At 66.5% G+C, this 12,568-nt stretch carries 7 protein-coding genes; 2 read left to right on the forward strand and 5 right to left on the reverse strand.

Annotated elements, in window-relative coordinates:
- Positions 1 to 267 precede the first annotated feature (267 nt).
- The 3 genes from CRM90_RS08490 to CRM90_RS08500 form a co-directional block, all read right to left on the reverse strand.
- Entirely contained in the window at positions 268 to 5,712 is a 5,445-nt protein-coding gene (locus CRM90_RS08490; protein ID WP_158248997.1) for a beta strand repeat-containing protein, read from the reverse strand.
- Between the two features lie 412 nt (positions 5,713 to 6,124).
- Positions 6,125 to 7,171 carry an alpha/beta fold hydrolase gene (locus tag CRM90_RS08495; RefSeq protein ID WP_102806571.1) on the reverse strand — a complete coding sequence of 349 codons (1,047 nt, stop codon included), beginning with the start codon at positions 7,169 to 7,171 and terminating at the stop codon, positions 6,125 to 6,127.
- Positions 7,172 to 7,204: 33 nt separating this feature from the next.
- Positions 7,205 to 8,179, reverse strand: a complete 975-nt coding sequence (locus CRM90_RS08500; protein WP_102806747.1) for a proteasome assembly chaperone family protein — start codon at positions 8,177 to 8,179, stop codon at positions 7,205 to 7,207.
- Positions 8,180 to 8,389: 210 nt separating this feature from the next.
- Between CRM90_RS08500 and CRM90_RS08505 the strand changes: the two genes are divergently transcribed.
- Positions 8,390 to 9,175, forward strand: a complete 786-nt coding sequence (locus tag CRM90_RS08505; protein WP_102806572.1) for a trypsin-like serine peptidase — start codon at positions 8,390 to 8,392, stop codon at positions 9,173 to 9,175.
- A 4-nt stretch (positions 9,176 to 9,179) separates the two neighbouring features.
- On the opposite strand, the gene sthA is transcribed toward CRM90_RS08505, so the two are convergent.
- Positions 9,180 to 10,592 carry a Si-specific NAD(P)(+) transhydrogenase gene (gene sthA / locus CRM90_RS08510; protein ID WP_083116975.1) on the reverse strand — a complete coding sequence of 471 codons (1,413 nt, stop codon included), beginning with the start codon at positions 10,590 to 10,592 and terminating at the stop codon, positions 9,180 to 9,182.
- A gap of 175 nt (positions 10,593 to 10,767) precedes the next feature.
- On the opposite strand from sthA, the gene CRM90_RS08515 reads away from it, so the two are divergent.
- Complete coding sequence (locus CRM90_RS08515) at positions 10,768 to 11,826, forward strand: DUF4192 domain-containing protein (protein WP_102806748.1); 1,059 nt, start codon at positions 10,768 to 10,770, stop codon at positions 11,824 to 11,826.
- Positions 11,827 to 11,832: 6 nt separating this feature from the next.
- Here CRM90_RS08515 and CRM90_RS08520 read toward each other — a convergent pair whose 3' ends face one another.
- Positions 11,833 to 12,522 carry an iron-dependent transcriptional repressor DtxR gene (locus CRM90_RS08520; RefSeq protein WP_036338595.1) on the reverse strand — a complete coding sequence of 230 codons (690 nt, stop codon included), beginning with the start codon at positions 12,520 to 12,522 and terminating at the stop codon, positions 11,833 to 11,835.
- Positions 12,523 to 12,568: the final 46 nt, after the last annotated feature.

The raw sequence follows: 12,568 nt of genomic DNA on the forward strand, positions 1-12,568 counted from the left end.
CCGATGGCGCACCGGATGCGGGGTCGAGTAAAGCTGTTGGTCGGGCTTTGGTTCCGGGCTGTGGCCGCCCGGTGGGGTACCTGGGGATCGGCCGGTCGGCTGTGCGGCCGGAGCGGGCCCCTGCGGGCTTGGATTGGGCTGCCGCCGGCGCGGCGGACGGGTCTGTCCCCGTCGAATCGGCTGCGGCAACCCCAAGGTGGGGCCCACCCAACGAGATCCCCACGACGAACGCTGCGGTTCCCAGCCGTGCGGCATTGATGAACATCGTCACACGTCGCTCACGGGCGTGGAGAACTCGGAGGTGTTGGCCGGCGCCGTCACCGGTGTGGCGGTGACGGTGATCCACTGATCGTCGGGTCCGACCGAGAAATCTTGACTGAAGTCACCGGCCGAGGTGGTGAACGATCCGAGTAGATGCCGACCCTGAGCGTTCACTCCTTCGGACGGCGGTGACCCGAATACCTGGACCTCGAACTGTCCGGAGTATCCGCCCACCGCGGTCACCGTGCCGTGCACCCGCACCTGGGTTTCGTTGTCCACCAACGTGGCTGATACCGAGCTGGGTGCCGGTTGTCCGCCATTTGCGCCGTAAGTCAGGGCGATTCCGTGGCCGGCGTTGGAATGGATGGAATTGGACAGGATCGAGTTGCCGGTCGACGTCGCTGCGCTGACCGCGACACCGTCACCGGTGTTGTGGGCGATCGTGTTGGCGTTGAGCACATTGTCGGCGCCGATGATGCTGACACCGTCTCCGCCATTGTCTGAGATCGTGTTACCGGTGATCGTCAGATTGTCCACTCCGGTGGGGGCGTTGGGATTTTCGAAGTGCGCGGCGGTGAACTCGCCGTTGCCGGCGAATGCATCCTGCGCCTGCTGGGTGGATCCGACCTTGACCCCGAAATAGCCTCCTGCTGCGTCGTAGAGGTAGTCGAAGGCGGCGAAGACATCGCGTCCGGTGTTGAAGAACTGCTGGCTCTGGGGTGCCATGTTCTCGGTGTAATTGCCTGCCAGAGGGTTGAAGAACGCGACATCGGTGGGAGCGAGCAGGTTGTCCGCGCGGACGATGCTGCCGGTGGAATCGGTCTGGAAGTGGTAGCTGACACCGGAATTCGAGCCGCCGGAATTGAGCAGGTCCACGGTCATCTTTCCGGAGAACGACGACGTGGGCGTCTGACCCGGCAAGGTGAGGATCCCAGTCGGAATTCCCATGTCGATCACGAGCTGACCGGTGCCGTATGTGGTGTTCTCGTAGGTGACCGTCCCGGTCGCCGGTTGCCAATCGGGCGCGCTCTGCGTTCCCTGTTGCAGGCCGGTCGGGGCCAGATCGGTGTAGGCGAAGCCGGTTACGGCGCTGTCCAGGCCGAGAGTCACCCCACCGGCGGACAGAACATACCCCGGGCGCATGGCGCCGTCCTGCATCTCGGTGAGGTTCAGGAAGGCGTTGTAGGCCTGGTTGTATTCGTTGGTCGTCGGTGCTGTGCCCTGACCGGATCGATCGAATCCGATGCCGAAGTTGGCAACCGGGGCCAGTAGTTCGTTGCCGTCCACGATGTTGTCGGCATAGTTGGCCCACCAGCCGCCCGGGATTGTGACGGTGCCCTTACCCGGGCCGGCCGACGGATTGGTCACGATGGTGGCCTGCTGCGTCTGACTGCCATTGGTGATGACGATGGTGCCTGTGGACACCGTTGTGCCGAACGTCGTGTTGGGTACCGTGCTGCCTGGCATCGGAGTCATCGAGGCGCCCACCGCGCTGACCACCAGGACCGGGACGCTGGCCTGTGCCCTGCGGCTCTGATCGGTGCCGTTGGCGTCCACGTATGCCGACTGCGAGAACGTGATGGGAAGCTGGACCCAGTCGCCGAAGAAGAGCCTGTTGGAGCTGTTGAGGTAGACGTAGCCTTTGCCCAGTTGTGTTCCCTGGCCGGTGATTTCGGCCGGAAGTTGAAGGGCGTCGAAGTAGAGTCCGCGAGAGCCGGTGTCCAGGTTGACTGTCACATTCGTTGTGCCGTGCGGAGCCGCGCCGATCTGCAGCTGGATCTGTGGGTCGGCCGGTGGGGTGGTGGGGTCGTAGAAATCCGGATTGTTCGCATAACTGACGACGTAGTGACCGAGCCCCGCGGTGTAACCGGTCAGCGGATTGCCGCCGGCGGTCGTGGCCTGGCCGATACCGGCGCCGAGGGAGATTCCATCGGAGCCGTTGGCTGAGATCGTATTGCCGGTGATCACAGTGGAGGTGAAGTCGCCGGTGGCGAATTCGATGCCGTGCAGCTGGTTGTCCTTGATCGTGTTGCCGGTGATCAGCAGACCCTGCACGCCACCGGGCGCGAAGATGCCGCTGCGCGCGTTGTCGGTGATCGTGTTGTCGTAGATCGTGGTGCCGGTATAGAGGCCGGGAGCGAGGACGATGCCGTGCGTGTTCGGGCCGGGGGTGACGTAGAAGCCCCATTCGTTGGTCTGACCGGTCGCCCCGATCGTGTTGTCACGGATGGTCAAACCGAGCACCGGTGCGGCAGCTTCGATGCCGAAAGCAGAATTGCCGTAGATGGTGTTCTCGGCGATCACCGTGCCGGCGAAGTCGACCGGGACACCGGAGCTCGCGTTGTCGAGGCCGAACTGAATACCGTCGTAGACGTTGCCTGCGACGTGGAATCCGCGAACCTCCGATCCTTGCGATCCGCCCTGGAACACGATGCCGCTACCGGTGAAGCCGGTGATCGAGCCACCGGCGCGCAGGCGCACGGTGGCGCCGTCCCCGATCTCGATGCCGGTCTGGCCCGAATTGACCAGTGAACCAACAAGGTTGACTGTGTCTGCGGCAGTGACGCTCGTGTTCTTGTCGATGGTCAAGCCGCCCAGCTCGCTGGTGCCGCCGACTTTGGCGCCGAAGCCGACCGTCCCGCCCTGAGCCGACACCTCCAGTGTGAACCCGGTCTTGACCGGGCTGACACCGGTATCCGACGGAAGTTGCTCGATCTGGGAATCGATCGTTCCGGCAAAGGCGATCGATCCGTCACCGACGGTGATGCTGCTGGGTCCGGCCAGCACCGTCGACTTCCCGGCGGCGAACGAACTGCCGGAGTACGCGCCGTTGATCGATAGGTCGTCGTGATAGGTCTGGCCATCCGCCGTGGTGACACCCGACGTGACCGTCGAGCCGGGCGTATCGGTGGTCAGACTCTTCAGGGCCGCCAGAGCTCCGACTTGGCGAACGAAAGTGGTTGTACCGCCGGCATTGACGGTCAGCGATTGACCACCGGCCGCCGTGCCGTCCACGGTTCCGGAGAACGTTGCATCACCGGAGCCTGAGTCGACGGTGACGTCACCGGCGAGTCGAGTGACCCCGGAGATCGAGAACCCCCCGCCACCGGTCGAATAGGTGCCGCTGAGGATGGCGTTCTGGCCGTAGGTCTGGGCTCCGGTGGTTGCCACCGACTGCAGGGACACCGTTGACTGACCGCCGTTGGGGCGCAACCAGATCACTTGTTTGGCGACGTCGAACATGATGTCGAAATCGTTGTAGAGATTCAGGCCGGTGTTGACGTTCTGGGTGGTGGTCGCGGCCCCGCTGCTGCTGTCGTAACCGACCTGATCGACCGAGCCGTTCGTGCCCGCGGTGAATGTCCACGTCAGCGGTGGGCGCCCCTGCGTGGTCGGAAGCTCGGCGACGAAAATGGAGCCCGGCTGTAATGCCGAATTGTTGGCCGTCGAGAGTGGATACGGTGTCGGCGCGCCGGGCAGCCGGACACTGGTCGACGGCGCACCGCTGTCGATCAGCGAGGGTAGGCATTGCTGCGCGCACTGGGCGAAGGATTCCGTACCAAGGGGGATCAATAGGCCGGTGTCTTGTTGTGTCACGAAATACTGTGCGGCAAAGCCGAATTGCTGCAATACCTGATACCCGGAAACCGGATACACGCCGCCGCCGGTCAGTGCGCTCACCGGCACCGCATACGGGAATTGTGCGCGCAGCGCGTCGGTGACACCCACCGTCAACTGCGGTTGCGAGCCGATCGGGCCCAGCTGGGCGAGAAAGCCGCTCGACAGATTCCCGGGCAACTGGAACAGTGCGCTCGTCAGGCCCTGCGCCTGATTGTCAACCGGTTGCACACCGAACGCAGCTCCGAAATCTCCGACAAACCGCCCATCCCACGGGGTGGCGTCGGGATCGGAGAAATCGAACACCGAACCGTCATTCTTGTTGCCGCCGGCGATGATCGCGCCTATCTGGATCGGTTGCGTGGTGACGGTCTGCTGGCCGGTTCCGATCGTGATCGTGGTGGTCGTCGCGACCGCATCGACGAAGTTGCCTGAGGTGTAGGTGATGTCGGAGGAGTTGGTTCCCAGCTGGACGTCTTGCCAATAGCTCGGCGTGTAACCGGCGTAGAACCCGTTGCCGCCGGAATCGAACAGGTATGTGCGCGGCGCATTATCGCCGATTGCGACATCGATGCCGTACTTGACCTGTGGACGCCCGTCCGCCGAGAACGTCGGCATGTAATGCAGGGGAATGGTTTTCGAGTCCGCCGATTGAGTGATGTCGATCGGGGCGATGGCGCGGGTGGTCAGGCTGGCCAGCGGAGTCCGGCTTCCGATCGCTGCTGCGAACGTGGTCGTCCCGAGTGCACTGACCAGCAAGGACTGCTTGCCTGCTTGCCTCGCATCGACGGTGTTGTTGAACACCGCATTGCCGGTACCGGCGTCGATTTCCACATTCGAGGCCAGCAAGACCTGACCGTCGATGGTCACGCCTTGTGACCCGCGAACCGCAGTTCTTATCGAGATCGGCGAGGAGGCATCGGTCAGCGTGACGGTGCCGCCAAATGCGGCGCCGGGGCCGAATTCGATTGAATCAATCTGGTTGGCAACGAGATCGGCCGCGACGGTACCCTTCGCAAAGTCAAAGCCCGCGCACCCGGTGGCTCCCGCATTGCTGACAGTGACATCGGACAGCGACGGCGCCGCGAACTCTTGGGCTCCCCAGAACAGGGGATTATCCGCAACCTGCACCTGAGATCCGGACTGCCGGAAGTACGCCACGCTGCCACTGTTGACGCCGACGGTCAGTGCGGTGCCGACCTGGGTCGCGGTGATGCCGGTCGGAACGAAGAACAGGGTCCGCCTGATGAGGACGAGTGCGCCCTCGATGGATGTCGAGATCGGATTGCCGGGACCGCCGTCCAGCAGCTGATAGGCGACATTGAACAGGTGATTGGTCGCCGTCGTGAGACTTTGCGTCACTGTGGGTGCGCCGACACCCCAGCAGGCAGCGCACGGCGCGGCGAACGGTGCGGCCGGCGCGGATACGGCGGGACGCACGGCCCGCGCGGACGCGGCGCCCGGCGTCGGGGCCGAAGATCGCCGGTCCAGGCGGGCGGTGCTGGCTGTCGGTGAGGCTGAGGACAGTGGCCGTGCGAGGCGCTTCGATGTACCGACGCCAGAGCTGGCCGGGCGCGCGGTGGAGGCGCGTACGCCCTGCTTGCTGCCGGGGTCTTTCTTGGCCGGTGCGGTGGCCCCCGGGTGATCGGCCGGACCACCGGTGTCCGCGTTGGCGATACCGACGCTGCCTGCCAGCACGGCCCCCATGCCGAGCGTCGCCGCTCCGATGCCCAACCATGCCGTTACGCGCAGCGGCCGCCGCTTGATTCGTGTGCGACGGTTCGCGCGGTTACCGTCCGGGCGCTGAGCTAAGTGTCCGCCGGTGTCAGACATGTCGTTCACGAGGACCCCCACTGCACTCGTCCCGTCACACAGAGAAGCCATCAAATCACAACCACGCCGCAGGCAATTGGCGAAATCGTCAAAATCGCGATCGCCCGCAGGACGGGTGGATCGATCCGGTCAAATCGCAGATTACGGGTCGCTCAGCAGTGATAATGCCGACCAGCGGGCGCGGCGCTGCGCGTGAGGTCAAGTGGCCTAGGTGGCCTCGCTGTGCGTGCCGGCGGCGCGGTGGCGATGTGGTTGGCGATCGTGCGACAGCCGGGTCGCAATGTCGGGCGCGGACCCGGGCGGGCGGTGCCACGCAAAGCGAACGCTCGGGCATGGCAAACTTCGCCGGGATGTCTATCGGCTCCGCTCGGCGCATCCGGCCGCAGTGACCGATGGGGGACTGTGCGATGCCTCAGGTGGCACTGCGCTCGTCGGCGCCGAGGGCATCGAGCACCGCGACCCGGGTGTCGAGTGACCCGGTGACCAGGCGTTCGGACAGTCCGGTGCGAAGGAGTTCCCGCAGGGCGTCCTGGTCGTACTCGGCCGGGGCTGTCGCGTCGATGAACTTCTCGACGACCTCCACGAAACGGTCGGGGTCGTCGTGGAACGGGAAGTGGCCGGAGCGGCCGAAGATTTCGAGCTGGGAGCCGGGCATGGCGGAGTGCGCCATTCGGGCGTGGCTGACCGGGATCACCGCGTCCAAGTCACCCCAAATGAGTTGCACCGGAACGGATTCGGTCAGATAACATCGGTCCAGCATGGTGACCACCTGGCCGCGCCAGTCCACCACCGAGCGCAATGTGCGGGTGAACGCCGACGAGGCCGTCGGCTCGGGCAGATCGGCCAGGATACGCAGTGCGTCCGGCAGGTCGCGGCCCAGACCGGTGGAGCCGAAGGCGCTGCCCAGCGCGCGGCCGGCAAGCTGCAACGCGGGCAGCACCATCGGCAGTCGCAGCAGGGCCAGGGCTTCCCCGCCCAACGGCAGCGAGGCGGCCCGCAGCGCGATGTTGACCTCTTTGGTCACCCCGCCCGCGCTGACCAGGATCAGCCGCTCCACCAATTGCGGGAACTGGTAAGCGAATTGCATCGCCACGCCGCCGCCGAGTGAATGCCCGACCACGGTCACCTTGTCGAGGTCGAGCACGCTGAGCAGATCGCGCATGCCGTTGGCGTAGGCCGCCACCGAATAGTCGGCTCGCGGCTTGTCGGACTGTCCATGCCCCAGCAGGTCCGGGGCGATGACGGTGAACCGCTGGGCGAGCTTGCTGTGCACCGGATGCCACGTCGTCGAGTTGTCACCGATCCCGTGGATCAGCAGCAGCGCCGGACCCGACCCGGCCACCCGGAAGGCCCGCCGGTAGCCGTGAATGGTCCGGAAGTGCAGGGTGGGCGTCACATCCCGCACCGGCTGGAGATTGGGCTTTCGCTGAGACTTCTGCTGAGTCTTCTGCTGAGTCACTGGCCAACCCTGTCATCGGTGCGGTGGACTCCGCTAGGTCTCGCCGCTGTCGTTGAAACCGTCTTTGAAGTCCTCGGCGTGCTGGGCCAGGAATTTCTCGAACTCCGCACCCAATTCGTCGCCGCTGGGGAGTTCTTCGTCGCGTGCCAGCAGCGACCGGTTCTCTTGAGCGGCAACGAAAGCATCGTACTGTCGCTCCAGCGCGGTCACCACTTGAGCGACCTCCGCCGAGGCTTCGACCTGCTCGTCGATCTTGGTGCGGATGGCCGCGCCGGCATCGGTGAGCCCCCGCAACGGCACCTGCAGCGACGTCAGCTTGGCGACCTGCTCCAGCAGCGCCTCGGCAGCGGGCGGAAAATCCGTTTGGGCCAGGTAGTGGGGCACATGCACGGTGAAGCCGATGACTTCGTGGCCGTGCTGGGCCATCCGGTACTCCAGCAGGTTGGACACACTGCCCGGGACCTGCACCTCGCCGACCCACGGGGTGAATTCGGTGATCAGCTCGCGGTTGTTGGAGTGCGCGGTCATCGTCACCGGCCGGGTGTGCGGCACGGCCATCGGGATGGTGCCCAGTCCGATGGTCTGGCGTACTCCGAGCTGCTCGGCCAGCAGCCGGACGGCGGTGACGAACCGCTCCCACTTCAGATCCGGCTCCAGCCCGGCGAGCAGCAGGAACGGTGTGCCGAGGCTGTCGCGCAGGGCGTACAGATTCAGCGCAGGATCGTCGTAGTCGGTGAAGTGATCGGTCTTGAACGTCATCAGCGGCCGGCGAGAGCGGTAATCCAACAGTTCGTCGATCGCGAACGAGGCCACCAACTCGGTGTCCAGCTTGGCTTTGAGGTGGTCGGCGGCCAGCCGAATGGCGCGGCCGGCGTCGGAGAAGCCTTCGAGAGCGTGAATCATCACCGGGCCACGCCCGTCGGGTGCGGACAGTTGTGGCGCCGGAAACTCCAGTTCGTACATGCCGGTCGGCTCGGGTTGGTAGGGCTGTGCCTGCTCGTCAGTCATCGTCTCCGCCTCCTCGCGGCGCCCGGGCACGTCGTCGTCCCCTTGCACCGTGACAACCAGTGTCTCTCAGGAGCCGCGGGGCCGGCGACATCGGGCAGAGAATCGGGTGAGCGCTGACCATAGCGCTCGTGTCACACAACGCTGGTGGGGTGCCCGCCGTTCCCGGCGTCTACCCGGGTCGAAAACGCGCAGATCGGGCATGATCGAGCCATGCGGACGGTCGCGGCGGCCCTCAACCTGGTGGTGGCCACGGTTCTGGTTTCCGGCTGCCATTCGACCGCCGAGCCGCGGGCGAAGGCTGCCGAGCAGTCCCGCGCCGCGGCGGTACCGGCCGCGAATGCCCAGCCGGTGGCGGCCCGGCCCGACGTGGGAGCGCTGTTCCTCGGCGCCACCGACACCCACACCTGCACCGCCTCAGTGGTCCATTCCGCAGGCCAGGATCTGATCCTGACCGCGGCGCACTGCCTGGCGGCGGGCCTGCCCGCCACGTTCGTACCGGGATTCGACGAGAGCGCCGCTCCCGGCGACGTCTGGACCGTCGACACCGTCTACCTCGACCCCCGCTGGCTGAGCACTCAGGACCCCAAGGCGGATTATGCGTTCGCGCGGGTCAGCAGAGCCGCCGGCGGCACCGTCGAATCCGCTGCGGGCCGCGCACTCACCCTCGGCGCGGCGCCCACCGAGTCCGCGCCGGTGACGGTGATCGGGTACCCGGTGGGCGACGGCGGGCCCCCGCTGGGCTGCGACACCGCCGCCCGCATCGAGGACGGATACCCGGCGCTGCGCTGCGACGGCCTGGTCGACGGAACCAGCGGCGGCCCGTGGATCGCCGGGGCGACGGTGGTCGGCGTGATCGGCGGGCGCAACGGCGGCGGCTGCCAGGACAACGTCTCGTACTCGGCACCGTTCGACGCGGCGACGGCAGCGCTGCTGGCGCGCGCCGAAGCGGGGGGACCGGGCGACGACGCGCCGGCGTCGTTCGACAGCGAGTGCTGAGCGCCTAGCGGCGGAACTGGTTCAGCGCGCGCAGCTTGTTCATCACGTCGAGCGCGGCCACCTTGTAGGCCTCCGAGAACGTCGGATAGTTGAAGACGGCGTCGACCAGGTACTCGATGGTCCCGCCGCAGCCCATCACGGCCTGGCCGATGTGCACCAATTCTGTTGCCGCGGTGCCGAAGATGTGAACGCCGAGGACCTTCAGGTCTTCGGTCGACACCAGCAGCTTGAGCATGCCGTAGGAGTCGCCGGCGATCTGGCCGCGGGCCAGTTCGCGGTAGCGGGACACCCCGACCTCGTAGGGGACCGCCGCCTTGGTGAGGTCCACCTCGGTGGCGCCGACGTAGGACACCTCCGGGATCGAGTAGATGCCGATCGGCTGCAGCACGGTCATACCGGCCGTCGGCTCGCCGAACGCGTGGTAGGCCGCCAGCCGGCCCTGCTCCATCGAGGTGGCCGCCAGGGCGGGGAAGCCGATGACATCGCCGACGGCGTAGATGTGGTCGACCTTCGACTGAAATGTCTTCTCGTCGACGAAGATCCGGCCACGGTTGTCGGCCTCCAGACCGGCGTTCGCCAGATCCAGGTGGTCGGTCTGGCCCTGCCGTCCGGCCGAGTACATGACGGTTTCGGCGGGGATCTGCTTGCCGCTGGCCAAGGTGGTGACGGTGCCGGCCGAACCGACGTCGACAGCGGTCACCTCCTCGCCGAAACGGAACGTCACCGCCAGGTCGCGAAGGTGGAAGCGCAGGGCTTCGACGATCTCGGGATCGCAGAAGTCGAGCATCGTGTCGCGTTTCTCGACGACGGTGACCTTGGTGCCCAGCGCGGCGAACATCGAGGCGTACTCGATGCCGATGACGCCGGCGCCGACCACCACCATCGAGCCCGGGATGGTCTTCAGGTCGAGGATGCCGTCGGAGTCCAGCACCCGGTTCTCGTCGAACTCGACGCCGGCGGGCCGCGCCGGCTTGGTGCCGGTGGCGATGATGATGTAGCGGCCGCTGACGGTGATGTGCTCGGCCCGGGTGGGGTCCTCGACCTCGACGGTGTGCTCATCGATGAACCGGCCGTGCCCCACGTAGAGCTCGATACCGTTGCGCATCAACTGGTTTCGCACCACGTCCACCTCTTTGCGGATCACGTGTTCGGTGCGGGCGAGCAGGTCGGCGGGAGTGATCTTGTCCTTGACCCGGTAGCTGGCGCCGTAGAGTTCGCGCTGGCTCATGCCGGTCAGGTAGAGCACCGCCTCGCGCAGCGTCTTCGACGGGATGGTGCCGGTCTGAACACAGACACCGCCGAGCATCTGCCCGCGTTCGATGACGGCCACCGACTTGCCCAGCTTGGCTGCCGCGATGGCTGCTTTCTGACCGCCGGGCCCCGAGCCGATGACGACGAGGTCGTATTCCACACTCATGAGGACAAGATGTACGCCGGTTTGCCGAATCTCGCATGCCGACCGTGTCAATACGACATGAACAATGTGGCGCCGCTTGCCGGCGGCTATCCCCAGTTCCGAGTTCATCCCCAGCCGCGTGCGTGTCGGTGCTCGGCGGACCGATTTGGTCGGCGCCGGTTGCGACTGTCGGGCCATGACCACACACGAGCCTGACTATCGCTTCACCCGTCCTGGCGCCCTGATCGCCGCGCTGCCCGCTGTTCTCGGCTTCGTCCCGGAGAAATCACTGGTGCTGGTGTCCCTGGAGGACCGCGAAATGGGAGCGGTCATGCGCATCGACTTGTCGAACGCGATGGACGGGGGCCTCACCCACCTGGCAGAAGTCGCCGCCGCCTCGGGCGCGGACACGGTGGTGGCCGTGATCGTCGACGCCGACGGCGCCCCCTGCCCGATGTGCAACCAGGACTACCGCGACATGTGCGACGAGTTGGACGCGGCGCTGTCCGCCCACGACGTGACCGTCTACGCCACCCATGTGGTCGACCGGATCGAGGCCGGCGGCCGGTGGCACTGTGTCGACGGCTGTGGCGCGTTCGGCGCGGTGGAGGATCCGATGGCCTCCCCGCTCGCCGCGGCCGCCGTGCTCGAGGGGCGGCGACTGTATCCACGCCGGTCCGATCTGCAGGCGGTGGTCGCGGTCGCCGACGCCAGTCGGGCCGCGTCGCTGGTGCCGGCGATCGCCGCGCACGCCGAGGCGCGGGAGGCCGACTGGCGGGCCGATCCGGACGGGTGCGGGCGCCGCGATGTCGAGTCGGTAATGGCGATCGCCGCCAGGGTCAGTGACGGTGCGGACCTCGAGGAAGCCGAACTCGCGATGCTCGCGTGCGCACTGACCGACGTCTCGGTCCGCGACACGTTGTACGCGCTCGCAGTCGGTGCAGTGGCCGGCAACGCCGAGGCGCTGTGGACGGTGCTGGCGCGGACCCTTCCCGACCCGTGGCGAACCGAAGCGCTTGTGCTGCTGGCTTTTTCGGCGTACACGCGCGGCGACGGGCCGTTGGCCGGGCTATCGCTGGAGGCGGCGCTGCGCAGCGATCCTGAGCACCGGATGGCGAGCATGCTCGACACCGCGCTGCAGTCGGGAATGCGGCCCGAGCAGATCCGGGAGCTGGCCGGTGCGGGGTACCGGCTGGCCAAGCGGTTGGGGGTGCGGCTTCCGCCGCGGCGAGCGTTCGGCCGCCGCGCGGTGTAGAGCGGCTTAGACCTTCTCGACCTTGACCGCGTGGGCCATCTCGTGCGGCAGGTGCACGTTCTCGTGGCCGCCGATCAGGATCGTCACACCGCCGTGCGGGCCGCTCTCCACCTGCACACGGGCATTGGGTACCACACCGGCGCCCTTGAGCTGACCGATCAGCTCGACGTCACCCTGCACGTGTTCGGAGAGCTGACGGACCACCACGGCGACGGGGGAGCCGGCCGGCAGCTCGGTCAGGCGCACCAGGTTGGCGTCCTCGAACTTGCTCATGTCCAGGCCCAGCAGCGACAGACCGGGAATCGGGTTGCCGAACGGGGACACCGTCGGGTCATCGAGGACCTGCACCAGCCGGCGCTCGACGTCCTCGCTCATCACGTGTTCCCAGCGGCAGGCTTCGGCGTGCACTTCCTCCCACGGCAACCCGATGACGTCCACCAGCAGGCGCTCGGCGAGGCGATGCTTGCGCATCACCGAGACGGCCAATTCGCGTCCCTTTTCGGTCAGTTCAAGGTGCCGGTCGCCGGCCACATGCAGCAGGCCGTCGCGTTCCATCCGGGCCACGGTCTGGCTGACCGTCGGGCCACTCTGCTCGAGCCGCTCGGCAATGCGTGCGCGCAGGGGGATCACGCCCTCCTCTTCGAGGTCGTAGATCGTGCGCAGATACATCTCAGTGGTATCGACCAGATCGTTCATTAAGGACACCCTTCGTCTGCCCCGAGTCTACTTGGCTAGCTGCGTA

The organism is Mycobacterium sp. ENV421 (genome assembly GCF_002887815.1).
In the GTDB taxonomy this organism is placed as follows: Bacteria; Actinomycetota; Actinomycetes; order Mycobacteriales; family Mycobacteriaceae; genus Mycobacterium.

Bases quoted from the DNA above. Each gene is read 5' to 3' on its own strand.
- CRM90_RS08490 (WP_158248997.1), bottom strand. From the start codon at position 5,712: ATGTCTGACACCGGCGGACACTTAGCTCAGCGCCCGGACGGTAACCGC.
- CRM90_RS08500 (WP_102806747.1), bottom strand. From the start codon at position 8,179: ATGACTGACGAGCAGGCACAGCCCTACCAACCCGAGCCGACCGGCATG.
- CRM90_RS08505 (WP_102806572.1), top strand. From the start codon at position 8,390: ATGCGGACGGTCGCGGCGGCCCTCAACCTGGTGGTGGCCACGGTTCTG.
- sthA (WP_083116975.1), bottom strand. From the start codon at position 10,592: ATGAGTGTGGAATACGACCTCGTCGTCATCGGCTCGGGGCCCGGCGGT.
- CRM90_RS08515 (WP_102806748.1), top strand. From the start codon at position 10,768: ATGACCACACACGAGCCTGACTATCGCTTCACCCGTCCTGGCGCCCTG.
- CRM90_RS08520 (WP_036338595.1), bottom strand. From the start codon at position 12,522: ATGAACGATCTGGTCGATACCACTGAGATGTATCTGCGCACGATCTAC.